The organism is Streptomyces sp. NBC_00285 (assembly GCF_036174265.1).
Classification (GTDB): Bacteria; Actinomycetota; Actinomycetes; order Streptomycetales; family Streptomycetaceae; genus Streptomyces.
In genome coordinates, this window is sequence record NZ_CP108055.1 from 6504376 (window position 1) to 6528141 (window position 23766).

Annotated in this window: 21 protein-coding genes; 17 read left to right on the forward strand and 4 right to left on the reverse strand. The window is 68.4% G+C overall.

All coding sequences use genetic code 11. The features are described from left to right. The first annotated feature begins 27 nt into the window (after positions 1-27). From map to truA, 8 genes are all read left to right on the forward strand, one after another. Complete coding sequence (gene map, locus OHT57_RS30265; RefSeq protein ID WP_328749707.1) at positions 28-864, forward strand: type I methionyl aminopeptidase; 837 nt, start codon at positions 28-30, stop codon at positions 862-864. A gap of 154 nt (positions 865-1018) precedes the next feature. Beyond that, positions 1019-1240 carry a translation initiation factor IF-1 gene (gene infA, locus OHT57_RS30270; RefSeq protein ID WP_003948620.1) on the forward strand — a complete coding sequence of 74 codons (222 nt, stop codon included), beginning with the start codon at positions 1019-1021 and terminating at the stop codon, positions 1238-1240. Between the two features lie 57 nt (positions 1241-1297). Further along, a complete protein-coding gene (gene rpmJ, locus OHT57_RS30275) occupies positions 1298-1411 on the forward strand; it encodes a 50S ribosomal protein L36 (RefSeq protein WP_003998809.1) in 114 nt (37 codons plus the stop codon). Between the two features lie 207 nt (positions 1412-1618). After that, entirely contained in the window at positions 1619-1999 is a 381-nt protein-coding gene (gene rpsM / locus OHT57_RS30280; RefSeq protein WP_328749708.1) for a 30S ribosomal protein S13, read from the forward strand. Between the two features lie 69 nt (positions 2000-2068). Next, positions 2069-2473, forward strand: a complete 405-nt coding sequence (gene rpsK / locus OHT57_RS30285; protein WP_006376016.1) for a 30S ribosomal protein S11 — start codon at positions 2069-2071, stop codon at positions 2471-2473. A 139-nt stretch (positions 2474-2612) separates the two neighbouring features. Further along, positions 2613-3635 carry a DNA-directed RNA polymerase subunit alpha gene (locus OHT57_RS30290; protein ID WP_053661878.1) on the forward strand — a complete coding sequence of 341 codons (1023 nt, stop codon included), beginning with the start codon at positions 2613-2615 and terminating at the stop codon, positions 3633-3635. Between the two features lie 84 nt (positions 3636-3719). Continuing rightward, complete coding sequence (gene rplQ, locus OHT57_RS30295; RefSeq protein WP_328749709.1) at positions 3720-4229, forward strand: 50S ribosomal protein L17; 510 nt, start codon at positions 3720-3722, stop codon at positions 4227-4229. 141 nt (positions 4230-4370) lie between these two features. Then, the gene (gene truA, locus OHT57_RS30300; RefSeq protein WP_328749711.1) at positions 4371-5225 is read left to right on the forward strand and encodes a tRNA pseudouridine(38-40) synthase TruA; all 855 of its coding nucleotides are present in this window, start codon (positions 4371-4373) and stop codon (positions 5223-5225) included. A 99-nt stretch (positions 5226-5324) separates the two neighbouring features. Here truA and OHT57_RS30305 read toward each other — a convergent pair whose 3' ends face one another. Then, the gene (locus OHT57_RS30305; protein WP_328749712.1) at positions 5325-9731 is read right to left on the reverse strand and encodes an Ig-like domain-containing protein; all 4407 of its coding nucleotides are present in this window, start codon (positions 9729-9731) and stop codon (positions 5325-5327) included. Positions 9732-10065: 334 nt separating this feature from the next. Between OHT57_RS30305 and OHT57_RS30310 the strand changes: the two genes are divergently transcribed. From OHT57_RS30310 to OHT57_RS30335, 6 genes are all read left to right on the forward strand, one after another. Then, a complete protein-coding gene (locus OHT57_RS30310) occupies positions 10066-11658 on the forward strand; it encodes a glycosyltransferase family 2 protein (protein WP_328749713.1) in 1593 nt (530 codons plus the stop codon). Further along, positions 11655-12704 carry a glycoside hydrolase family 26 protein gene (locus OHT57_RS30315; protein WP_328749714.1) on the forward strand — a complete coding sequence of 350 codons (1050 nt, stop codon included), beginning with the start codon at positions 11655-11657 and terminating at the stop codon, positions 12702-12704. The genes OHT57_RS30310 and OHT57_RS30315 overlap by 4 nt, the downstream gene beginning before the upstream one ends. Next, positions 12701-14647, forward strand: coding sequence for an ArnT family glycosyltransferase (locus OHT57_RS30320; RefSeq protein WP_328749715.1), 1947 nt, complete (start codon positions 12701-12703; stop codon positions 14645-14647). The genes OHT57_RS30315 and OHT57_RS30320 overlap by 4 nt, the downstream gene beginning before the upstream one ends. Further along, positions 14644-16449 carry a glycosyltransferase family 39 protein gene (locus OHT57_RS30325; RefSeq protein WP_328749717.1) on the forward strand — a complete coding sequence of 602 codons (1806 nt, stop codon included), beginning with the start codon at positions 14644-14646 and terminating at the stop codon, positions 16447-16449. Before OHT57_RS30320 ends, OHT57_RS30325 begins: the two co-directional genes overlap by 4 nt. A gap of 66 nt (positions 16450-16515) precedes the next feature. Next, a complete protein-coding gene (locus OHT57_RS30330; protein WP_328749718.1) occupies positions 16516-17280 on the forward strand; it encodes a polyprenol monophosphomannose synthase in 765 nt (254 codons plus the stop codon). Positions 17281-17285: 5 nt separating this feature from the next. Then, positions 17286-17813 (forward strand): GtrA family protein, encoded by a 528-nt coding sequence (locus tag OHT57_RS30335; RefSeq protein ID WP_328749719.1) that lies wholly within the window; start codon positions 17286-17288, stop codon positions 17811-17813. Positions 17814-17847: 34 nt separating this feature from the next. Here OHT57_RS30335 and OHT57_RS30340 read toward each other — a convergent pair whose 3' ends face one another. After that, a complete protein-coding gene (locus OHT57_RS30340) occupies positions 17848-18738 on the reverse strand; it encodes a hypothetical protein (protein WP_328749720.1) in 891 nt (296 codons plus the stop codon). A 348-nt stretch (positions 18739-19086) separates the two neighbouring features. Here OHT57_RS30340 and rplM point away from each other — a divergent pair, with 348 nt between their 5' ends. The 3 genes from rplM to glmM all read left to right on the forward strand — a co-directional run bounded on the left by rplM (position 19087) and on the right by glmM (position 21648). Next, complete coding sequence (rplM, locus tag OHT57_RS30345; protein WP_328749721.1) at positions 19087-19530, forward strand: 50S ribosomal protein L13; 444 nt, start codon at positions 19087-19089, stop codon at positions 19528-19530. 41 nt (positions 19531-19571) lie between these two features. Then, complete coding sequence (gene rpsI, locus OHT57_RS30350; protein ID WP_043676862.1) at positions 19572-20099, forward strand: 30S ribosomal protein S9; 528 nt, start codon at positions 19572-19574, stop codon at positions 20097-20099. Positions 20100-20289: 190 nt separating this feature from the next. Continuing rightward, positions 20290-21648 (forward strand): phosphoglucosamine mutase, encoded by a 1359-nt coding sequence (gene glmM, locus OHT57_RS30355; protein WP_328749722.1) that lies wholly within the window; start codon positions 20290-20292, stop codon positions 21646-21648. A gap of 106 nt (positions 21649-21754) precedes the next feature. On the opposite strand, the gene OHT57_RS30360 is transcribed toward glmM, so the two are convergent. After that, a complete protein-coding gene (locus tag OHT57_RS30360; RefSeq protein WP_328749723.1) occupies positions 21755-22672 on the reverse strand; it encodes a DUF389 domain-containing protein in 918 nt (305 codons plus the stop codon). Positions 22673-22698: 26 nt separating this feature from the next. Further along, the gene (gene coaA / locus OHT57_RS30365) at positions 22699-23667 is read right to left on the reverse strand and encodes a type I pantothenate kinase (protein WP_328749724.1); all 969 of its coding nucleotides are present in this window, start codon (positions 23665-23667) and stop codon (positions 22699-22701) included. Positions 23668-23766 lie beyond the last annotated feature (99 nt).

Consider the following 23766-nt stretch of genomic DNA (forward strand, 5'->3'; position numbering starts at 1 on the left):
CCCCGGTTCCAGAAAGGCTCCCGCCGCATGGTGCAGATCAAGACCCCCGAGCAGATCGCCAAGATGCGTGAGGCGGGGCTGGTCGTCGCCGCCATCCACGCGGCGACGCGTGAGGCCGCGGTGCCCGGGGCCACGACCAGGGATCTCGACCAGGTCGCACGCAAGGTGCTCGCGGAGCACGACGCGAAGCCGAACTTCCTCGGGTACGGCGGATTCCCGGCGACGATCTGCACCTCCGTGAACGAGGTCGTCGTCCACGGCATCCCGTCCGACGAGGTCGTCCTCAAGGACGGCGACATCATCTCCATCGACTGCGGCGCGATCATCGACGGCTGGCACGGGGACGCCGCCTACACGGCCTTCGTGGGTTCGGGCCACGCTCCGGAGCTGATCGAGCTCTCCCGGGTGACCGAGGAGTCCATGTGGGCCGGCATCGCCGCGATGAAGCAGGGCAGCCGGCTCGTGGACGTCTCCCGGGCCATCGAGACCTACATCCGCCGCCAGCCGAAGCCCGGCGGCGGCCGTTACGGGATCATCGAGGACTACGGCGGCCACGGCATCGGCACCGAGATGCACATGGACCCGCACCTGCTGAACTACGTGGACCGGCGCCGGGGCAAGGGTCCCAAGCTGGTCACCGGGTTCTGCCTGGCGATCGAGCCGATGGTGTCCCTGGGCACGCCGCGCACGGAGGTCCTCTCCGACGACTGGACCGTCATCACGACGGACGGAACATGGTCGTCGCACTGGGAGCACTCGGTGGCGCTGACCGACGAGGGCCCGCTGGTCCTGACGGCTCCGGACGGCGGCAGGGCGAAGCTGGCCGAACACGGCATCACCGCCGCACCCGACCCGCTGGCTTAACGATCTACGCTGCGGGGCATCCTTCCTCGATTCGTCTTTCCGGGTGCCCTGACGTAGACTGACTCGTCGGCTCTCGTGCACCCGCATGCCTGCATGCGCCCCTGAGGGGGAACGCAAGTGAGTCGATCAAGGTAGTCGATTCGAAGGGCGAAGCGTGGCCAAGAAGCAAGGTGCCATCGAGATCGAGGGCACTGTCGTCGAGTCTCTCCCGAACGCAATGTTCAAGGTAGAGCTCCAGAACGGCCACCAGGTCCTGGCGCACATCAGCGGCAAGATGCGTATGCACTACATCCGTATCCTCCCTGACGACCGGGTCGTGGTGGAGTTGTCTCCGTACGACCTGACGCGTGGCCGGATCGTCTACCGGTACAAGTAGATCTTGCCCGCATCCCGCTGCGGCGGGGTGGTGGCACTGACCCGGAGAACCTCACTAATGAAGGTCAAGCCGAGCGTCAAGAAGATCTGCGACAAGTGCAGGGTGATCCGCCGTCATGGTCGGGTCATGGTCATCTGCGAGAACCCGCGCCACAAGCAGCGCCAGGGCTGATCGCACACAGGCCTCACCCTCTGCCTTCGCAGAGACTTCGCGCGACGCGAGCTGAATTGTAAATACGTGGAGCCCGGACACCTGGTGTCCGACACCCTCGGTTCGGAGGCCGAGGACCCGGTCCGTACCAAATCTTCCCCAGGGGAGAGGACGGCGGCAGGGAGCTGGTTCCGCGTCAGACCTCCGAAGATCAACTGGAGCCATTGAATGGCACGCGTTTCCGGTGTTGACATCCCGCGCGAAAAGCGCGTGGAAGTCGCCCTGACCTACGTGTTCGGGATCGGACGGACTCTGTCCCAGCTCACGCTGGCCGAGACCGGCATCGACCCGAACACCCGCGTTCGCGACCTCTCCGAGGAGCAGCTCGTCGCGATTCGTGAGTACGTCGACAGCAACATCAAGACCGAGGGTGACCTCCGTCGCGAGGTCCAGGCCGACATCCGCCGCAAGGTCGAGATCGGCTGCTACCAGGGTCTCCGTCACCGTCGTGGTCTGCCCGTCCGTGGTCAGCGCACCAGCACGAACGCTCGTACCCGCAAGGGCCCGCGTCGCGCCATCGCCGGCAAGAAGAAGCCGGGCAAGAAGTAGTCCTCAGCGGACAACGCTTCATCAGCGGTCTTCGCTGTAGGACCGACCACCTCCCTGTAGGAGATTTAGATGCCCCCCAAGGGTCGTCAGGGCGCTGCCAAGAAGGTGCGCCGCAAGGAAAAGAAGAACGTCGCTCACGGGCACGCCCACATCAAGAGCACGTTCAACAACACCATCGTCTCGATCACGGACCCCGCGGGCAACGTGATCTCCTGGGCCTCCGCCGGCCACGTCGGCTTCAAGGGCTCGCGCAAGTCCACCCCCTTCGCCGCGCAGATGGCCGCTGAGTCGGCCGCCCGCCGCGCGCAGGAGCACGGCATGCGCAAGGTCGACGTCTTCGTCAAGGGTCCCGGCTCCGGCCGTGAGACCGCGATCCGCTCCCTCCAGGCCACCGGCCTCGAGGTCGGTTCGATCCAGGACGTCACGCCCACCCCGCACAACGGCTGCCGTCCGCCCAAGCGCCGTCGCGTCTGAGGTCAGGTTGTCTTGAGGGTGCGGGCGGTACGGCTCTTCGGGGCGGTGCCGCCCGTACCCTTGCAGTGCCCGTCCCCTTAGCAGGGGGCGGCTGCGTCGGGCGTCAAATAGCGGGCGTCCACGAGAGAAGGATCCACACATGCTGATCGCTCAGCGTCCGTCGTTGACCGAAGAGGTCGTCGACGAGTTCCGTTCCCGGTTCGTGATCGAGCCGCTGGAGCCGGGATTCGGTTACACCCTCGGCAACTCCCTCCGCCGTACCCTCCTGTCGTCGATTCCCGGTGCTGCTGTCACGAGCATCCGGGTCGACGGTGTCCTGCATGAGTTCACCACCGTGCCGGGCGTCAAGGAGGACGTCACCGACCTGATCCTCAACATCAAGCAGCTGGTCGTCTCCTCGGAGCACGACGAGCCTGTGGTGATGTACCTGCGCAAGCAGGGTCCGGGTCTGGTCACCGCCGCCGACATCGCGCCTCCGGCCGGTGTCGAGGTGCACAACCCCGATCTGGTTCTTGCCACGCTCAACGGCAAGGGCAAGCTGGAGATGGAACTGACGGTCGAGCGTGGCCGCGGTTATGTCTCCGCCGTGCAGAACAAGCAGGTGGGCCAGGAGATCGGCCGTATTCCGGTCGACTCCATCTACAGCCCGGTGCTCAAGGTCACGTACAAGGTCGAGGCCACGCGTGTCGAGCAGCGCACCGACTTCGACAAGCTGATCGTCGACGTCGAGACCAAGCAGGCGATGCGTCCGCGTGACGCCATGGCCTCCGCGGGCAAGACGCTGGTCGAGCTGTTCGGTCTCGCCCGTGAGCTGAACATCGACGCCGAGGGCATCGACATGGGCCCGTCCCCCACGGACGCCGCCCTTGCCGCTGACCTCGCGCTGCCGATCGAGGAGCTGGAGCTCACCGTTCGGTCGTACAACTGCCTCAAGCGTGAGGGCATCCACTCCGTGGGTGAACTCGTCGCCCGCTCCGAGGCCGACCTCCTGGACATCCGTAACTTCGGTGCGAAGTCCATCGACGAGGTCAAGGCGAAGCTGGCCGGCATGGGCCTGGCCCTCAAGGACAGCCCGCCCGGATTCGACCCCACGGCCGCCGCCGACGCCTTCGGCGCCGACGACGACGCGGACGCGGGTTTCGTGGAGACCGAGCAGTACTGATCGGTTGATGCCGGTGAGCAGCCGCTCGCCGGGTTCCTGACCCCGGTACCTGATACGGCCGGGGCAGACACACAGGAGATAGAAATGCCGAAGCCCACCAAGGGTGCCCGTCTGGGCGGCAGTGCCGCGCACGAGAAGCTGCTCCTCGCGAACCTCGCGAAGTCGCTGTTCGAGCACGGCCGTATCACCACGACCGAGGCGAAGGCGCGCAAGCTGCGTCCGTACGCCGAGCGTCTGATCACCAAGGGCAAGAAGGGCGACCTTCACAACCGCCGTCAGGTGCTTCAGGTGATCACGGACAAGAGCATCGTGCACACGCTCTTCACCGAGATCGGCCCGCGTTACGAGAACCGTCCCGGTGGCTACACCCGTATCACCAAGATCGGTAACCGTCGTGGCGACAACGCGCCCATGGCTGTCATCGAGCTGGTCGAGGCGCTTACCGTTGCACAGGCTGCGACGGGTGAGGCCGAGGCCGCCACGAAGCGTGCCGCGAAGGACGCCGAGGTTGCTCCGGCTGCCGAGGACACCAAGGGTGACGTGACCAAGGCCGACGAGGCTGAGGACGCTGCCGAGGAGTCGAAGGACGCGTAAGCGTTCTGCCGGGGGCTGTTCGTTGGCGGGTGCGGCTTTCGTCGTGGCTTGTCGCGCAGTTCCCGCGCCCCTTCAGGGCGTTGGCGGGTCCGTTCCTTTTAAGGGGCGGGCCCGCTTTTGTGTTGCTGAGAGGATTTCTGGGTGAGTGACGAAGTAGCTGCCGGGCATGTCCGCGTCCGTCTCGATCTGTCGTACGACGGGACCGAGTTCTCCGGGTGGGCCAAGCAGGCCGGGGGACGGCGGACCGTGCAGGGCGAGATCGAGGACGCCTTGGGGACGGTGACGCGGTCGCGGGACGTGACGTACGAGCTGACGGTGGCCGGGCGGACCGACGCCGGGGTGCATGCGCGGGGGCAGGTGGCGCATGTGGATCTGCCCGAGGAGTTGTGGGAGGAGCATCGGGAGAAGCTGCTGAAGCGGCTTGCCGGGCGGTTGGCGAAGGACGTGCGGGTGTGGTCGGTGCGGGAGGCTCCCGCCGGGTTCAACGCGCGGTTCTCCGCTCTGTGGCGGCGGTACGTCTACCGGGTGGGGGACCGGACCGGTGGCGTGGACCCGCTGCTGCGCAACCATGTGCTGTGGCACGACTGGGAGTTGGACGTCGCCGACATGGACGCCGCCGCCAGGTCCCTCGTCGGGGAGCACGACTTCGCGGCCTACGCGAAGAAGCGTGAGGGAGCGACGACGATCCGCGAGATCCTCGACTTCGGGGTGCGGCGGCGCGCGGACGGAGTCGTGGAGATCGAGGTCCGGGCCGACGCCTTCTGCCACAACCAGGTGCGGTCCATGGTCGGCGCGCTGCTGTTCGTGGGGGACGGGCACCGGGGTGCGGAGTGGCCGCGGAAGGTGCTGGACGCGGGTGTCCGGGACAGTGCCGTCCATGTCGTACGGCCGCACGGGCTGGCGCTGGAGGAGGTCGGGTATCCGGTGGACGAGTTGTTGGCGGCGCGGACCAGACAAGCGCGGAACAGGCGGTCGTTGCCCGCGGCCGGGTCCTGAACCCGGGGTCTGAACCGGCCGCCGGCGGAGGACGGGAGAGCCAAGCCCCGCCCCGGGGCGTGTGCCGGGGCGGGGCTGTTCAGCCGGTCTCCGTCGTGCTCACTGCCTGACGGTGAAGTACTGCCAGGCGCCCCAGGTGCTGAGGTTGGTGTTGTCCCGGCTGCTGTGGACGTACTGCGCGGCCACGCGGAACCTGCTGTTGACGGAGTTGGTCAGAGACATCTGCTGACGGCCGGTGCTGGTGGAGCTGAGGGCGGAGCAGGACGTGGTGCTCTGTGTGTGCCAGGCGCTGCTGTAGTAGCGCTGGACGCGGTACAGGACGCACTGGCCGGCCTTGTTGGGGGAGACGGTGACGTTCAGCTGCTCCTTGACGGTGCGGTGGTACACCCGGTATGTGGTGCTTCCGTACTGCGTGTTCGTGTAGTAGCCGGCCAGCTTCTCCGAGACGCCCGCATGGGTGTGCACGGCGCGGGCGACGGTCTTCGGGGCGTACCGGTAGTCGCCCGTGAACACCGCGCTGAACGTGGTGTTGCGGCTGAGCTTGTAGGACCCCGTCAGGTTGCCGTGGGAGTCCACCGTGCCGGACTTCACCAAGACCTTGCTGCCGCTGTACGGCTGGGCGTAGATCGCCACCGTACGGCTGTTGTACGTCGTGCCGAGATGCGCGGTGATCTTCGCGGACTGGGCGTAGTCGTACGTCGCGTGGTCGGTGGTGATGGTCAGGGCCGTCGCGGCACGGGACACCTGGGTGGTGGCGGTGCTGCTGCCCGGCTTGTGTGAGATGTCGCCGCCGTAGGACACCTTGTAGGTGTTGGCGCCGCCGATCTGCGGGGTGTCCGTGAACGTGAACGAACCGTTCGCGGCGACCTTCGCGTCGGGGAGTGCGCCGCCGGACGGGTGCGCGAGGTCGGTCTTCGTCACCTTGACGACCCCACCGGTGGCGAAGGGCGAGCCGGAGAGCGTGCCGGACACCGTCAGCTTCTGCGCGCGGGTGGCCGTGGCCGGAGCCGTCACAGTGACCGAGGTGGACAGCTTGGCGACCTGGACGAGGTTCGACGCGCTCGCCGTCTCGTGGGTGGTGTCGCCCGCGTAACTCGCCGCGTAGGTGTATGTGCCCTCCGCCGGCGGGGTGTCGGTGACGGTGAAGGAACCGTCCGCCTTCGCCGTCGCATCGGGCAGCGCCGTTCCGTTGCGCGTCAGGTGGACGACCTGGCCCGCGGCGAGCGCCGCGGTCGAGGTCAACGTGCCCTGGACGGTCAACGACCGGCCCGGGACGGCTGTGCCCGGGGCGGTGAGAAGCAGCGAGGTCGCTGCCTTCGGCCCCGGCGCCGGGGGCGCTCCCTGGCTGATGACCGGGCCGCTCACCGTCTGCACGTCGGCGCTGTCGCCGGTGGCACCGGAGAAGGCCAGGAGCGCGGTGGACGGCAGCGTCGCTGTCGCGTCCATCACCTGCGTCCCGTCGATCCAGACGTACACGTGACCGGCGGCCACCTGGATGTCGACCTGGTGCGTGCCCTGGCGCAGGGCGGTGCCGAGGGGGACCACCGACTGGTAGTCGATGGCAGACGAGTCGGCCGAACTGCGGCCGACGCCCACGAAGTTCTGTGCCTTGATCGTGTCGTTGTAGCCGCTGCCGAGCGCGATCACCGTGCCCGGCCGACCCGCGATGCCGAGGCCGTCACCGGTCTCGCCCAGTGCCGAGGCGGAGTTCTGGGCCGGGTCGAGCAGAGCGAGCGTCATGCCCTTCCCGCCGTTGCCGGGGCCGAACTTCGCGGTGAAGGTGGCGCGCAGACCGTCGGTGCGCAGCGGCTCGGTGTACACCGCGGTGCCCGCCTGATAGCTGGTGGCCGGGGTCAGCTGGACCCCGCCGCCGTCGGCCGGTACCGCCGAGCCGTTGGTCTGCCACTTACCGTCGGCGGCCGAGGTGGTCGTGGCGGAGCCGGTACCGGTGCCCTTGATCGGCACGTACATGGCGCCCTGGGCGTTGCCGTTCGCGTCGGTGCCGGTACCGGTGACCTCGTAGGAGGCGCTCAGATCCGCAGCCGAGCGCGGAGTGAACGTCACGCTCTGCACGGCGGTCTGCTCGGGACCGATGATCAGGCCCTCCGACAGCTGCACCGGGCTGTTGAAGTCACCCGTCGGCGCTTTGGCCTTGGTCACGGTCACCGGGATGTTGCCGGTGTTGGTGATGGTGAACGAGAGGGACTTCGAGCTGCCGATCGGGACCTGGCCGAAGTCCAGGGAGCTCGGGGAGAACTCCAGGTGTCCCTGTCCCGTGATGGCCGTCGCGGTGATCGGCACGCTCAGCGTGTGCGTGTCGTCGCTGCTGCTGCTGATCACGAGTGCGTCGTTGTCGTCCTGGTCGCCGGTCGGCGTGTAGGTGACCGAGAGCACGAACGAGCCGCCGGCCGGCACGACCGTGCCCGCGCTGGGCAGCCCCGAGGTGGAGAAGACGCCGGTGGGCGAGGCGATCGAGTCGATGGTCTCCGGTGCGGTACCGGTGTTGGTGACCTGGAGGTTCAGTGTCGAGGTGCTGCCGGTGGGCACTTCCCCGAAGTCCAGGGCGGTGGGTGCCGCCCCGAGACCGGGCCGGGTGCCGACGCCATGGAGGGCGAAGACCAGTTTCTGGCCGTCCGACAGGTTCGCGGTCAGCGTGCCGCTGATGCCGCCGGTGGTCGTGGGGGCGAAGCTGATCGGTACGTCCAGGGTGGCGTCCGCCGCCAGCGCCGTGGGCTGCTCGGGGGTGGGTACGGCGGACGGGTCGACCGTGAACGCGCCGGAGGCCTTGAGCCCGGTGATGCTGACGTCCTGTGTGGCCGTCACCTTCATCGTGGCCGAGTCGCTGCTGCCGACACCGACCTGGCCGAAGTCGAGCGAGGCCGCGGTCAGAGCGGTTCTGGCGGGGCTGCCGAAGCCGTACAGCACACCGTCCCGGGTGCCGACGTACACCTTGCCGCGCTCGGCGGTCGGCGTGCTGAACTTCGTCGCCGTGCCGATCGGCGCGGACCACAGCAGGGGGAGATGGCCGTTGCCGTCGGGGGTGGGGCCGTAGGCGCGCAGGGTGCCGTCGGCGCCGGAGGCGTTGCTCGCGGAGGTCATCCACACCAGGGCGCTGGACTCGTCCGTGCCGTCGGAGGTGACCAGGGGCGAGCCGCTGGTGTAGCCGAAGGTGTCCTGGCTCTGGCCGGTGAGAGTGAGCGCGGGCGTGCCGCCGTTGCGGACGCCGTACTTGAGCGCGCGCAGCGGCCCCTGGTTGCCGACGACGTAGACATAGCCGCCGTCGCCGCCCCAGAACGCGGGGTGCCCCCACATGCCCTGGTAGGGGCCGGACATGCTCACCGCGGCGTCGCCGCCCTGGGCTCCCTGGCCCATGCCGCCGAGGTTGTCCCGGTCGAGCAGGAAGATCCGCCCGTCCTTGCCCTGCTGGATCAGCAGGTGCGGGTGCTCGGTGGTGCCGAAGCCGTCCGGCAGCGCCATGGGGGCGCCCGAGGAGATGTCCTGGTCGTTGAGATCCAGGGTGGAGGCGTCGCTCGGGCTGAAGAAGTCAGCGGTGCTGAGGCTGTTGTCCGCGCCCACCTGGAGGCGTACGACGGACTCGGCGAGGGTTCCCTGCACGGTCTTGCCCGGTCCGGGCGCCGGGCTGATGCCGTTGCCGGTGCTGAAGAAGATCCGGCCGGAGCCGTCGGAGACCAGGCCGCCGCCCGACTGCCAGATGCCGGCGCCGCCCGTGCTGGCACCGGTCACCGCGGCCCACATCGAGGTGATGCTGTGCGCGGTGGTGCTCACGCCGACCACATAGCCGCGGTACGGCCACGCGTCGCAGTGGCCGCCGAAGCCCGCGTAGACCACGCCGTCCATCAACAGCAGGCCGGGGCGCTGCTGTTCGTAGAACGCGTCGAACTCGTTGCCCGGGTCGTTGATCGGGCTGCCGGCGATGGTGACCGGCCACCCCGGGCGCTCGGCTCCGGAGGCCGGGTCCACCGCGTGCATCAGCCACTGCGGGTGACGGTGCGTGGAGGTGCCGTCGTCGACCTTGGTGGTGAAGTAGAGGGAGTCGGTGGCGGAGTCGTAGACGGGGGTTGCGGTCGCCCCGATGTTGGGCACCAGGTCACCGCAGCCGATCGCCGAGGCCGGCCAGGCGGGTCCGTAGTTCTTGCTCCACTCGATCTCACCGGTGGCGCGGTCGAGCCCGTACAGGGTGTTGCTCTCGGTGACCGAGATCACCTGGTCGCCGAGCACCAGCGGCTGGGCGTATATCTGCCCGTCCAGCTTGGTGGCGAAGAGCCGGCCGAAGGCGGACGACTGGACCACCGCAGGGGAGAGCCCCGACTCGTTCTGGTCCCAGCTGGTGCGCAGGTTGTCGACGCCCTGGGTGGTCTGGTCGGCCTGGGCCGAGGACGCCACCAGGCTGATCGTCGTGCCGATCAGTGCGGCAGTGGCCACGGCCACGATGGAGAGCAGCCACGTGCGCCGCCGACTGCGGTGGCGCCCACCGCGTGCGGGCATGGAAAACCCGGGCAAATCGGGACCCCCCTCTGGTGTCCGCGCCCGGAACGGTCACAGGTACGGCACAAACGTGAAGACTAAGTGGTTGTTCCTATCACCAGTTGGCCAGATTGTGCACTGCGGGGTGCGCATCGCGTCGAGATCGTCACCCGTCCCGGCTGTGCGGCATCTCTGTTACCCCTGTGACCCGTGATGAAACCATCGCTTAACAAGAGAGTTGAGACGTAAAGAGAGAACCCGGTTATGCTTTCGTGGTCCGGTCGAGAGTTCGATTTATGGGGATGGCCGAACATTCGGGTGGGGTAGGCAGGGCCGGGAGGCCCTGGGGGGTTTGATGACTAGTGCAGTTGACGCTTCCACGCGCTCGCGTCGGCGTCGGCGGGTCGTGGAGAACCACGGGCTCTTGCCGCAGCCGCCGGACGACGTCGAGAAGTACTCCTACACGCGCCGTCACCTGTGGGTTCTGACGGTGGGGTCGCTGATCAGTTTCGCGTGCCTCGGGGTGAGCCAGCTCCTGTTCACGGCGTCGAGTCCGTGGTTCTGGCTGACACTGCCCCTGCTGGCGTTCATCATCGCGGACTACCTGATCTCGCTGTACCTCGACGGGCTCAGCAAGGACTTCGACGTCAAGGGGCACAAGCGTCTCGTCCGCGAGTGGCGGCCGGCCAGGTATCCGAGCGTGGACATCTTCCTGCCGGTGTGCGGGGAGCCGCTGGAGGTGCTGCACAACACCTGGGTCCATGTGAACCGGCTGGCCGGCAGCTATCAGGGCGTCGTGAGGACGTACGTCCTCGACGACGCCGCCGAGGACGAGGTCGGGGCCATGGCCGCCGACTTCGGGTTCCACTACGTGGTGCGGCCCAACCGCGGCTGGTTCAAGAAGGCCGGCAACCTCAACCACGCCTTCGAGAGGACCGACGGCGACCACATCCTCATCCTGGACGCCGACTTCGCGCCGCGCGCCGACCTGCTCGACGAGCTGCTGCCGCACATGGACGACGACGAGAAGGTCGCCATCGTGCAGTCGCCGCAGTTCTTCCGCATCGTCGACGCGCAGAACTGGATCGAGCGAGGCGCGGGCGCCGTGCAGGAGCAGTTCTACCGCTCCGTCCAGACCTCCCGTGAGGACCATGACGGGTCCATCTGTGTGGGCTCCTGCGCCATCTACCGGCGCGCGGCCCTGGAGCAGACCGGCGGCATCACGCTGATCGAGCACTCCGAGGACATGTACACCGGCTTCGATCTGCGGGCCCTCGGCTGGAAACTGCGCTACGTGCCCGTAGCGCTGTCCGCCGGCGTGTGCCCGGACACCGCCGGTGCGTTCCACAACCAGCAGTACCGCTGGTGCATGGGCTCGCTGGAGCTGCTCACCAGCAAGCGGTTCTGGGAGATGGACCTCAAGTTCAAGACGCGGCTCTGTTACGTGTCGGGGTTCCTCTACTACCTCCAGACCGCGCTCGCCACGTTCATCGCGCCGATCATCCCGCTCGGTCTGATGATCCTTCGCCCGGACCTGATGCGAGCCGAGGCCACCCTCTGGGTGCTGCCGAGTGTCGCGTACGTCACGCTGGTGCTGCCGCTCTGGCACCGGGCGCCGTACCGGCTGGAGGCCTGGGCCGTCCGCATCATGTACGGGTGGTCGCACGTCTTCGCCGTCTGGGACGTGCTGCGGGGCCGCCCGATGGGCTGGAAGCCCACCGGTTCGGAGGGCGCCAAGAAGAACGGCATGCGCCGCTACTGGAACTGCATGATCCTCTGGACCGGCGGCACCGCCGTGGCCTGGATCCTCGTCGCGGCCTGGCGCCTGCTCACCCTCTATCCGCCGGACTTCGCGCTGATGCTGTCCGCCGGCCTCTTCTACGCCATGGTCGTCGGCCGTGTTCTCGTCCAGCCGCATGCCCAGGAAGTGCAGGAAGCGACCGCATGACTTTCTCCGTACGCCACGTACGAGCTCTGCGTCCTGTGCGGGCGCTGGCCGCCGTCCTGCTCGTCGGCGCGCTGTCGGCCGGATGCAGCACGTTCTCCGACGAGGGCCGCACCCAGTACGAGCGCGGCCAGGGCGAGAACCCGGCCGCCACCGGCACCGCTGAGGCCAGCGAGTCGGCGAAGCCCGAGCCGCCGTACGACGTGCGGCCGCTGCTGGAACCCAAGAAGAAGTACCTGGGGCTGGCCGCCGACGGTGCCCCCGCCAAGATGACGTCCGTCGAGGACTTCGCCGGGCGGGCCGGCAAGAAGCCCAACCTGCTGGAGTTCTACTCGGCCTGGGGCGACCAGTACGAGCAGCGGCTGGTGCAGAACTCCTGGGACTACGGCGCGGTGGCGTTCATCGCCTGGGAGCCGTTCAAGACGAGCATGAAGGACATCGCCTCGGGCAAGGAGGACGCGTACATCCACGAGTACGCGAAGTCCGTCCAGGAACTGAACCTGCCCGTGGCGATCAGCTTCGCGCACGAGATGAACGGCTTCTGGTACCCGTGGGGCACCAAGAAGACCACCGCCGCCGAGTTCACCGCCGCGTACAAGCACATCCACGACATCTTCGACGACGAGGGCGCCACCCAGGTCATCTGGGTGTGGAGCCCTAACGTCACCCACCCGATGCCGAACGTGAAGCTCAAGCCGTACTGGCCGGGCGACGACTACGTCGACTGGGTCGGTGTCATCGGCTACTACGGGGCCACCGGCCCGAGCACGTACCGGACGCTGTACGGGCCGACGATGACAGCGATCCGTACCTTCACGAAGAAACCGTTCATCATCGCGGAGACCGCCGCGCAGGCCGGTGAGCGCAAGCCCGCCGACATCAAGTCCCTCTTCCAGGGGACCGCCGAGCGCGACGACGTCATCGGGTTCGTCTGGTTCAACTTCGACAAGGAGACGGACTGGCGCATCAACAGCGGTCCGCTGTCCGAGAAGACCTTCAAGGAGCAGGCCGCGAACCCGGACTTCGGATTCGATGTGACGAAGCCATGAGCGATCCGACCACGCCCACCTGGGCGGACGAGTCCGAGTTGCATGACGAATACGCGTACGGGCAGCAGTACAGCCGGACCGACCAGCAGCAGTACGGTCACGCCGAGGACAGCGGCCGGCAGTACGCGCAGCGGGAGAGCCTGCGGCAGTATGCGCAGCAGGCCCGGACCCGCCCGCAGGCGGAGCCGGACCACTCGCCGGCCCACTCGCCGGACCAGGAACAGGGCGGCGGCTACCAGCCCGGCTATTTCACCGAGACCGGCAGCTGGCGCTTCGACGTCCACGGCCGGACATCCTCGTACACCGACCAGCAGGCGTACGACACCTTCGCGCCCTTCGACCCGTACGCCTCCTACACCGCCGTCGAGCCCGAGCGGGCGGCCCCCGCGGCCGCTGAGCCCGAGCCGAAGAAGCCCGGCTACACGCTGCCGCCTGTCGCGGAGTCGTCGTGGGCGGTGGACACGCGGCGCAGCAAGTTGCTCGGGCGCGGAGTGCTGCTGTGCATTCTGCTCGTGCAGGCGGGGCTCTCCCTGCGGCTGACCGGGACGGCCTTCCAGGACGAGGCGCTCTACATCGCGTCGGGCCACTACGAACTGGCGAACCTCCTGCACGGCACCAAACTGCCGGTGGACTTCGCGGCCTACTTCTCCGGGCACCCCAAGCTGTATCCAGTGCTCGCCGGCGCCGTGGACAGCCAGTTCGGCCTCGCCGGCGTACGCGTGGTCAGCCTGCTGTTCATGCTGGGTGCCACCACGCTGCTTTATTCGCTGACCCGGCGGCTGTTCAACCTGCGTGCCGCACTCGGCGCGGCCGCGCTCTTCTCGGTGCTCCAGTCGACGATGGTGCTCGGCAACTTCGCCACGTACGACGCCGCTGCCATCTTCCTGCTCGGACTGTCCGCCTGGGCGGTGGTGCGCACCGACCGGATGAATGCCATGGCCGTGCTGCTCGCGGCACCGCCGGCCGCACTGGCGTTCGGCGTGAAGTACGCCTCCGGTCTGTACCTCCCGACCCTGGTGGTTCTCGCAGTGATCACCGCGCACCGGCACCGCGGCGTTCTCGCGCTGGGCCGTGGTGTGGTGCTGGGTACGGGCATCGGGGCCCTGCTCGGGATCGGCTACTACTTCTCCGGTCCGCTGGGCGGCATCAGCTCCACCACCACCGACCGTGCGAAGGGCACGGACACGGCGGCGACGATGCTCCAGCACAGCGCGGAGTGGGGCGGGCTGGTCTTCCTGGCCGCGCTCGGCGGCACGATCGCCTACGTGCTGCGCGCGCGGATGGGCGAGATGCCGTGGATCGGCGGCGAGACCTCGGGGCGCTGGCGGCGCACCGCGCTCGGCCTGCTGCTGACCGGCACCGCGCTGCTCGCTCCCGCCTACCAGATCCACCTCCACACCGAGATCTCGCTCTACAAGCACGTCGGCTTCGGACTGTTCTTCGCCGCGCCGCTGGCCGGCCTCGGCATGGCCCGCCTGGTCGGCCCGCACTTCCGGCATCCACAGCTCGGGATCCTGCTGTACGTCGTCACTCTCGTGTTCGGCATGGTGCAGGCCCAACAGGCGTACAGCTTCCCGGACTCCACGCAGATGACCTCGTACCTGCGCACGGTTGTCGACAGGAAGGGCACCTACCTCGCCGAGGAGCAGGAGGTCCCCGCCTACTACCTGCGGGACAAGACCAACTGGACGCAGTGGCAGAACTCCTACTTCATGGACTACCGCGGCAAGGACGGCAAGCAGTACACCGGCCCCGACGCGTTCCGGCAGGCCGTCCGTGACGGAAAGTTCGACGCGATCGTGATGCACGGCAATGTCAGCCCGGTGACGTACGAAGCGGTGCAGGAGGGGTTGAAGAACAACTCCCACTACCGGCTGGCGGCCGTGTTCCCCTACACCACGAGCAGCGGAGACTCCGCCTACCGGATTTGGGTGAAGCGATGAGTCCCCATGCCCCCGCTCCGTACGGTGGCGGGTACCCCGACGCCCCGGGCGGCCACGATCCCTACGCGGAACAGGGCGCCTACGCCGGGCAGGGCACGTATGCCGGCGGCCAGGGCGGCTACGCCGAGCCGGGCACGTACGGCGCTCCCGGTCAGTACGCCGATCCGGGCGGGTATCCGGGCCGGCAGGACTCGTACGCTCCCGAGCCCGCCGCTCCGGAACCGGTCGACCCGCAGCCACCCACGGACGAGCCGGCCGACGAGGAGCCCGAGGGCCCGAAGGGCGGGCGGCTTGCCACCGCGGTGGTCTTTCTGCTGCCCACGGCGCTCGCCCTCGCCCTGATCCTGCGCGGGATCGGCGACCGCCAGCTGTGGCGCGACGAGCACGCCACCTGGTGGGCGGCCACACTGTCCCTTCACGACCTGAGCCTGCTGATCCGCTCGATCGACGTCGTGTTCACGCCGTACTACGTGCTCATGCACCTCTGGATCACCCTCGCCGGGGACTCCCCGACCGCGATGCGCATCCCCGGTGCGGTGGCCATGGCGGCCTCCGCGGGCCTGCTGGCCCTGCTCGGGCGGCGGCTGTTTACCACACAGGTGGGACTGCTCGCGGGGCTTGCCTTCGCCGTCGTGCCGGTCACCACGCGGTACGGGCAGGAGATCCGCCCGTACGCCTTCGCGGTGGCCGCGGTACTGCTGTCGACACTGCTGCTCGCCAGGGCGCTGGACAAGCCGTCGTTCAAGGTGTGGGTCGCCTACACGCTGTCGGTGCCGCTGATCGGCTGGAGCCACCTTGCCTCGATGGCTGTCCTCGGCGCGCATCTGGTGATGATCCTCATCGCTCGGCGGGACGGCGACAAGATCGTGGGCTGGGCCTATGCCGCGGCCTGCACGCTGGGCCTGTGTTTCGTCCTTCCCACGGCGATCTCCGGCTCGGGGCAGAGCGGACAGATCGCCTGGAACAATCCGGTGCTGAAGGACCTGATCGACTTCCCCAAGAACCTCTTCGGGGCCTGGGCGGTGGCCGTGCCGGTCATGGCGCTCGGCGCGCTCGGGCTGTTCTTCGCGGGACGGCGTGCCCTTCCGCTGGCCGTCTGGATCGTGCTGCCGCCCCTGGCGACCTACGCCACCGCCGCGCAGCTGCACCTCTTCCTGCCGCGCTATCTGCTCTTCACCGCGCCCGCCTGGGTATTGCTGGCCGCCGTCGCCGTGGTGCGGATCGCAGGACCGGTGGCCGGGGCGAAGGCCGGTACGGGAGCGGCGGCGCGGCGAGGCTTCGGCTGGGTGCTCGTGGCGGCAGCGGTCGCCGCGATCGCCTTCCAGTCGCTGCCCGGCATCCGTGAGACCCGGCACAACGCACTGGGCGAGCCCGATTTCCGCGGCGCCGCCCAGCTCATCGAGGCCGGGCAGAAGAAGGGCGACGGCATCGTCTTCAGCGGTGTGATGTCCGAACGCCGGGCCATGGACTACGAACTGCGGGACGACGCCGGCCGCCCGCGCGACACGCTGATGTACCGCACCCCGCAGGAACTGGGGTCGTTCGGGGCGCTCGAATGCCCGGATTCCGCGAGGTGCCTGGCCAAGGCCGACCGACTGTGGCTCGTGTCGACGACGCCCGACGGGCAGCCGTTCAGCGGCATGCCGAAGACGACGGCGACCGCGATCCAGAAGAGCTTCAAGGTCGTGAAGACCAAGAAGCTGCAATACCTCCAGCTCGTGCTCCTCGAAAGGACACGCGCGGCGACGGACGACCCGTCCAAGGACGAGGACGACGCCGCCAAGCGCAAGGTGCATGCCTGAGTTGGGTTCCGGACGCGGGACGACCCGCGTCCGGCGGGGGGAGTAATCAATTGGGGAGGGAAAGAAATGACGTATGACCTGGGGGGTACCCGCGTCACCGTGGTGATGCCCACCTACAACGAGGCACCGAACCTGCCGCGGATGGCCGAGCTGGTTCTCGGGCTGCCGATCGACGGGCTGCACCTGAAGGTCGTCGACGACTCCAGTCCGGACGGCACCGGGCGGATCGCCGAGGAGCTCGCGGAGAAGTACAACGCCCACCTGCCCGCCGGGCGGCGCAGGATGAGTGTGCTGCACCGGACCGAGAAGGACGGGCTCGGGCGGGCGTACGTCGCGGGTATGAGCGCCGCTCTCGAGGAGGGCGCCGAGTACGTCGTGCAGATGGACGCCGACGGCAGCCACCCCGTGGAAGCGGTCCCACGCATGCTCGGCACGGCCATGGCGTCCGGGGTGGGCCTGGTCGTCGGCAGCCGGTACGTGGAGGGCGGCTCGCTGGACGAGGAGTGGGGCAGGCACCGCGTCCTGCTCTCCCGCTTCGCCAACCGCTACGCCAGGACCGTGCTCGGCACCAAGATCCGGGACATCACCGCGGGCTTCAACCTGTGGTCGGCCGCCACCCTGCGCGACATCGACCTCGCGACCCTGGACAGCGCCGGCTACAGCTTCCAGGTCGAGCTGAAGTTCAAGGCCGTGCGGGCCGGACACAGCGCGGTCGAGATACCGATCCGTTTCGAGGAGCGCACCGAGGGCGTCTCCAAGATGAGCCTCGCGACGCAGCTGGAGTCGGCGCTGGTGCCGCTGCGACTGCGAATGCGCAACCGACGGGACTGAGCGTGATGGTCAGCGGACGCCACGCGCTTCCCTCCCGGTGGGGGAAGCTGTACCGCGAGATCGCGAAGTTCGGCATGGTGGGTGCCTCGGGCTTCGTGGTCAATCTCGCGGTCTTCAACCTCGTCAGGACGGTCACGGACTGGCAGACCGTCAGGGCGAGCGTCCTGGCCACGGTGGTCGCGATCATCAGCAACTACCTCGGGCTGCGCTACTTCGCGTACCGGAACCGGGACCAGGAGGACCGCAACAGCCGGAGGAAGGAGCTGACGCTCTTCCTCCTCTTCAGCGCGATCGGCCTGGTCATCGAGAACTCGGTGCTCTACGCGACGACCTACGGCCTCGGCTGGGACAGCACGCTCGCCACCAACATCAGCAAGTTCCTCGGCATCGGCGTCGCGACCCTCTTCCGCTTCTGGTCCTACCGCACCTGGGTCTTCAGGACGACACCCGGCGGGCGGACGGCCGACAGCCGGCCCGAACCCGTCGTCCCACGCCCCGAGCCCGCCCTGAGCGGGTCCCGGGAGAAGGCCTGACCGAGCCGGATCCGGCGCGCTTCGGCGCGCCGGATCAGCCGCTCGCGGCCGTCGACGCCTGGGCCTCGCCGCGGCGGTGGATCTGGCGGAAGGTGAACTCGGCCAGGTTGTCGCCGATGCCGAAGACCGCGGTGTCCTTCTCCGTCACGTTCTTGCCGTTCGCGAAGCCGGCGATGGTGAAGTAGGCGTAGCGGCCGTAGGAGTTCGAGGTCGTGCGGCAGATCGCGGAGTTGCAGAAGGCCTTGACCGCGCCACCGGACAGCGACCTGACGATGTCCTTCTTGGTGTCGACCTTGCCCTTCGCCTTCGCGGCCTGGGCCTCGGTGTCGAAGACGGCCACGCCGACGGTCACCGAGACGCCGTCCTTGGTGTAGCTGACGCGCATGAACTCGGTGCAGCTGTTGGCCTTGAGGAGCTTTCCGAGACTGGGCTGGACGGCGTCGGCGGCGGCGCAGTTCTTCGTGTCGGCCGTCGTCCCCTTCTTGTACACGGTCGAGCCCATGGTCAGCTGCGTGCCCGGGAAGAGGATCTGCGCGCTCAGCGGGGCCGTGTCCTTCGCCTTGCTGGCGATGAACTCCTTCGGGTCCAGCGGCGGCGGAGCGCTGGTCGGCGCGAACGACGGCGCGGTCCCGGTGGCGCTCGGGATGTCGGCGGTCACCGGCAGTGAGCCGGTCGGCTTGTTCGCCTCGTCGCCGTTGTTCGCCGATACGACGGCCATCGCCACCGCGGTGCCTATCGCGACCGTGGCAAGCGCGCCGCCGGCGATGAAGAGCACCCGACGCCGCCTGTTACGGATCTCGGAGGCCTCGGCGAGCGCGGCCCAGTCCGGGGTCTGCTCGCCCCCGCCGCTGCTCCACGGCTGCTGCGACTGCGGTTTCCAGGGATCCCACTGGGACGGGGGTTCCCCCTGCTGCCCAAAGCTCATGAGGCGCATCTTAGACGGGGTACGGGAGGTGCTGTCGGGCCTGTGGACACCGGTCCGGGGGACCTTTCCGGCGCACATGCACATCTCGGCCGCGGAGGTGTCGTCATCGGCCGCGAAGGCGTCGCCGGGGACTCGTTTTGACCCGTCCGTGGAACCCCGGGTATCCTGCACCTTCGTTGTGTATTGGCCCGCTCGTTCATACGAGAGAAGCCTCTACCTAGGTTCCCTGGAGCAGTTTCCAGTGGGCGGCATACGGGCGGTGCCCCGGCCATTGTCGTCCCCAACTGCACGATCGCTTCAGTGATGCCATGTGTCTGCACCTAATCCACTGAAGAAGAAGGCTGCGAAGTGCGTACATACAGCCCCAAGCCCGGCGATGTGACTCGCCAGTGGCATGTCATCGACGCTCAGGACATCGTCCTGGGCCGTCTGGCTACCACTGCCGCGAACCTCCTCCGTGGCAAGCACAAGCCGACCTATGCCCCGCACATGGACATGGGCGACTTCGTCATCATCATCAACGCCGACAAGGTTCACCTGTCCGGCAACAAGAAGACCCAGAAGCTGGCGTACCGCCACTCCGGCTTCCCGGGTGGTCTGCGCTCCGTCCGTTACGACGAGCTGCTGTCGAAGAACCCCGAGAAGGCCGTCGAGAAGGCCATCAAGGGCATGATCCCCAAGAACACCCTGGGCCGTCAGATGCTGTCGAAGCTGAAGGTCTACAGGGGCGACGTGCACCCGCACGCTGCGCAGCAGCCGGTGCCGTTCGAGATCACCCAGGTCGCGCAGTAGTTCCGGCCACACCCCAAACAGAAAAGAATCTGAGGAGCATCGTGGCCGAGACCACTGTTGAGCAGCCGGTCGAAGAGACCGAGACCGAGCTCGTCGACATCGAGAGCTACACCACCGAGTCCGAGGTCCCCGTCGAGGGTGAGTACACCTCGGAGTCCCTCGCCGGCCGCTTCGGCGACCCGCAGCCGGCCGCCGGCCTGGGCCGCCGCAAGAACGCCATCGCGCGCGTTCGCATCGTGCCCGGCACCGGCAAGTGGAAGGTCAACGGGCGCACGCTCGAGGACTACTTCCCGAACAAGGTCCACCAGCAGGAAGTCAACGAGCCCTTCAAGGTGCTCGAGCTCGACGGCCGCTACGACGTCATCGCCCGCATCTCGGGTGGCGGCGTCTCCGGTCAGGCCGGTGCCCTGCGCCTCGGCGTGGCCCGCGCGCTGAACGAGGCCGACGTGGACAACAACCGCGCCGCCCTCAAGAAGGCCGGTTACCTCCGCCGCGACGACCGTGCGGTCGAGCGCAAGAAGGCCGGTCTCAAGAAGGCCCGCAAGGCCCCGCAGTACAGCAAGCGTTAAGCTTCGCTGCCTGCAAGCTCGTACTCGCACGTCAGCAGTACGTACGACGTACGTCCGAACGCCCCGGCGGCACGCCACAGTGCCGCCGGGGCGTTCGTTTATCACCGTCTTGGGCGTATAACGGCACAAGGCGCTCAAGGGCTCATGTGATCGGATGATCTCCGTAACTGCCGCTTCCTCAGGAGGACAAGTGGGACGACTCTTCGGCACGGACGGCGTGCGCGGTGTCGCCAACGCGGATCTGACGGCCGAGCTGGCGCTCGGTCTGTCGGTCGCGGCGGCGCACGTGCTGGCCGAGGCGGGTTCGTTCGAGGGCCACCGTGCGACGGCGGTCGTCGGACGCGATCCGCGCGCGTCCGGGGAGTTCCTGGAGGCCGCCGTGATCGCGGGCCTCGCCAGTGCCGGCGTGGACGTCCTGCGGGTCGGTGTGCTGCCGACGCCCGCGGTGGCGTATCTCACAGGCGTGCTCGGCGCCGACCTCGGCGTCATGCTCTCCGCCAGCCACAACGCCATGCCCGACAACGGCGTCAAGTTCCTCGCGCGCGGCGGGCACAAGCTCGACGACGCGCTGGAGGAGCGGATCGAGGCGGTCTACGAGGAGCACCGGGGCGGTGAGCCCTGGGAGCGGCCGACCGGCGCCGGGGTCGGCCGGGTCCGTGAGTACACCGAGGGCTTCGACAGGTACGTGGCGCATCTGATCGCCGTACTGCCGAACCGGCTCGACGGGCTGAAGATCGTCCTCGACGAGGCGCACGGAGCGGCCGCGCGGGTGTCGCCGGAGGCGTTCTCGCGGGCCGGGGCGGAGATCGTCACGATCGGGGCCGAGCCGAACGGGCTCAACATCAACGAGGGCTGCGGGTCCACGCACCTCGGGCTGCTGAAGGCCGCCGTCGTCGAGCACGGTGCGGACTTCGGCATCGCGCACGACGGGGACGCGGACCGGTGCCTTGCCGTCGACCACACCGGCGAGGAGGTGGACGGCGACCAGATCATGGCCGTGATCGCGCTGGCGATGCGGGAGCTCGGTGCTCTGCGGGCCGACACCGTGGTGGCCACCGTCATGTCCAACCTCGGGTTCAAGCTGGCGATGGAGCGGGAGGGGCTCAACATCGTCCAGACCGCCGTCGGGGACCGGTACGTGCTGGAGGCGATGAAGGAGCACGGGTACGCGCTGGGCGGTGAGCAGTCCGGGCACGTGATCATCCTCGATCACGCGACCACCGGGGACGGCACGCTGACCGGGCTGATGCTGGCCGCCCGGGTGGCGTCGAGCGGGCGGTCGCTGAAGGAACTCGCCTCCGTCATGGAGCGGTTGCCGCAGGTGCTGATCAATGTGCCGGATGTGGACCGGTCGCGGGTCTCGACATCCGGGGAGCTGGCCACGGCCGTTGCCGAGGCCGAGCGGGAACTCGGCGAGACCGGGCGGGTGTTGCTGCGGCCGTCCGGGACCGAGCCGTTGGTGCGGGTCATGGTCGAGGCCGCGGACATCGATCAGGCTCGGGCTGTTGCCGGGCGGCTTGCCGATGTGGTGAAGTCGGCGCTCGGCTGAACTGCCGGGCAGGGGTGGGGGATCGGCGTGCACTGCGGGCCGCGGCGCCGTCGTGGCTGGTCGCGCCCACGCGGCGGGGCCGCATATCGGACCGGGCCCCGCGCCCCTAAGACTTCTTCCAGAGCCATTTCTGACAGAGCAGCGTAAGAGTGCCTGCCATGACGATGCCGAGCAGGTTCAGCAGGAGCTGGTTCGTCGAGCCGGCCGTCTGGTTCGTGTCGCCGTAGGCCAGGGCGATCGCCGCGTTCGCGGCCGCCGGGACGGTGGTGACCGAGATGGCCACTCCCACCAGGGCGCCCGACTTCGCCGACGTCAGGCTCAGGGTGCCCGCGATGCCCGCCAGGACCGCCACGACGAAGGAGAAGGGGTCCGGGGCGTACACGAAGGCGGTGTTGGGGCGGTGGCCCTCCAGGTCGGCCTTGTGGAAGAGGTTCAGGGCGTCCATGAACCACGTGAAGCCGACCGTCGCCGCCATCGCCACCGCGAAGCCCACCAGCAGCGCGACCAACGAGCGCACCGCGAGGCGGGGACGGCGTTGGACGACCGCCGTGCTGATACCGGCCAGCGGGCCGAACTCCGGGCCCACCGCCATCGCGCCCACGATCAGGATCGCGTTGTCCAGCACCACACCGCAGGCCGCGATCATCGTGGCCAGCGTGAGGAAGGCCAGGTACGTGATGGAGAGCGTCGACTCCTCGTGCGTCGCCTCCGCCAGGTGCTCCCACAGCACCGCGTCCGCGCCCTCGCCGGGTGCCTCGTCCTCGGCCTTGTCGGCGCGCTTGGAGAGCGACAGGTCGATGTTCTCGACGGCGATGGAGCCGGTCCTGTCGAGGCCCAACTCCCTCAGTCCGCCGATGAGTTCGTCGCCGGCCTCACGGGCCGCGTCGCACATCACGACGTCGCCCGCGGGGTTGCGGGCGACGCCCGGCAGCACGACGAGATGTGCGGTGCCGACCGTCTTCTCGATCAGACGGACCACGTCGTCGGTCTTCTCGGCCGGTGTGATCAGGCGCAGATGCAGCATGACGCCTTTCTAACAGGCGCCGCTCCTCAGAGTTTGCGGAGGCTCAGCTTGCGCACCTTGTGGTCCTGGCCCTTGCGGATGACGAGGGTGGCGCGGCCTCGGGTGGGGGCGATGTTCTCGACCAGGTTGGGCTTGTTGATGGTGCGCCACAGGGTGCCGGCGTAGTCGACGGCCTCCTCCTCCGACACCTGGGTGTACTTGCGGAAGTACGACTCGGGGTCCTGGAAGGCCGTCGCGCGGAGCTTGCGGAAACGGTTGAGATACCAGCGCTCGATGTCCTCGGCGCTCGCGTCGACGTACACGCTGAAGTCGAAGTAGTCGGCGAGACCGACGCGGGTGCGGCCGTCCGTGCCGGGGAGGGCGGGCTGCAGGACGTTCAGGCCCTCGACGATCAGGATGTCGGGGCGGCGGACGGTGAGCCGCTGGTCGGGGACGATGTCGTAGATCAGGTGGGAGTAGACGGGGGCGGTGACCTCGTCCTTGCCGGCCTTGATGTCGGCGACGAACCGGGTCAGCGCGCGGCGGTCGTACGACTCCGGGAACCCCTTGCGCGACATGAGCCCGCGAGCCTGGAGCTCCCTGGTGGGCAGCAGGAAGCCGTCGGTCGTCACCAGTTCCACGCGGGGGTGCTCGGGCCAGCGGGAGAGAAGCGCCTGGAGGAGACGGGCGACGGTCGACTTGCCGACGGCGACCGAACCGGCGACCCCTATGACGAACGGCGTGCCCGACTGGGAGCCCTGTTCGCCCAGGAAGGTGTTCAGGGCGCCTCTGAGACCGTCCGTGGCGCCGACGTACAGGTTGAGGAGCCGGGACAGCGGGAGGTAGATGTCCCGCACCTCGTCGAGGTCGATGACGTCACCGAGACCGCGCAGCTTTTCCACCTCGTCCGCGGTGAGCGGCAACGGCGTCTTCTCCCGCAGCGCGCTCCACTCGGAGCGGGTGAGATCGACGTAGGGAGTCGCCTCCGGCTTGTGCCGGTGGGCGCTCCGGGGCATCGGGGAGACCGGAGAGATCACAGTCCATTGTTAACGGAGTTTGAACGGGGTGGGGGGTGGGGTGGGTCACGTCGGGCTGTGAGGGGGTGTCGCCCGCTG

What these genes read in the sequence shown, in the direction of transcription:
- OHT57_RS30330 (WP_328749718.1), top strand. Translation starts at nt 16,516, where the DNA reads ATGACGTATGACCTGGGGGGTACCCGCGTCACCGTGGTGATGCCCACC.
- OHT57_RS30360 (WP_328749723.1), bottom strand. Translation starts at nt 22,672, where the DNA reads ATGCTGCATCTGCGCCTGATCACACCGGCCGAGAAGACCGACGACGTG.
- OHT57_RS30290 (WP_053661878.1), top strand. Translation starts at nt 2,613, where the DNA reads ATGCTGATCGCTCAGCGTCCGTCGTTGACCGAAGAGGTCGTCGACGAG.
- OHT57_RS30320 (WP_328749715.1), top strand. Translation starts at nt 12,701, where the DNA reads ATGAGCGATCCGACCACGCCCACCTGGGCGGACGAGTCCGAGTTGCAT.
- coaA (WP_328749724.1), bottom strand. Translation starts at nt 23,667, where the DNA reads ATGCCCCGGAGCGCCCACCGGCACAAGCCGGAGGCGACTCCCTACGTC.
- rpmJ (WP_003998809.1), top strand. Translation starts at nt 1,298, where the DNA reads ATGAAGGTCAAGCCGAGCGTCAAGAAGATCTGCGACAAGTGCAGGGTG.
- OHT57_RS30315 (WP_328749714.1), top strand. Translation starts at nt 11,655, where the DNA reads ATGACTTTCTCCGTACGCCACGTACGAGCTCTGCGTCCTGTGCGGGCG.
- rpsM (WP_328749708.1), top strand. Translation starts at nt 1,619, where the DNA reads ATGGCACGCGTTTCCGGTGTTGACATCCCGCGCGAAAAGCGCGTGGAA.
- OHT57_RS30310 (WP_328749713.1), top strand. Translation starts at nt 10,066, where the DNA reads ATGACTAGTGCAGTTGACGCTTCCACGCGCTCGCGTCGGCGTCGGCGG.
- map (WP_328749707.1), top strand. Translation starts at nt 28, where the DNA reads ATGGTGCAGATCAAGACCCCCGAGCAGATCGCCAAGATGCGTGAGGCG.
- OHT57_RS30335 (WP_328749719.1), top strand. Translation starts at nt 17,286, where the DNA reads ATGGTCAGCGGACGCCACGCGCTTCCCTCCCGGTGGGGGAAGCTGTAC.
- OHT57_RS30325 (WP_328749717.1), top strand. Translation starts at nt 14,644, where the DNA reads ATGAGTCCCCATGCCCCCGCTCCGTACGGTGGCGGGTACCCCGACGCC.
- OHT57_RS30340 (WP_328749720.1), bottom strand. Translation starts at nt 18,738, where the DNA reads ATGAGCTTTGGGCAGCAGGGGGAACCCCCGTCCCAGTGGGATCCCTGG.
- rplQ (WP_328749709.1), top strand. Translation starts at nt 3,720, where the DNA reads ATGCCGAAGCCCACCAAGGGTGCCCGTCTGGGCGGCAGTGCCGCGCAC.
- OHT57_RS30305 (WP_328749712.1), bottom strand. Translation starts at nt 9,731, where the DNA reads ATGCCCGCACGCGGTGGGCGCCACCGCAGTCGGCGGCGCACGTGGCTG.
- rpsK (WP_006376016.1), top strand. Translation starts at nt 2,069, where the DNA reads ATGCCCCCCAAGGGTCGTCAGGGCGCTGCCAAGAAGGTGCGCCGCAAG.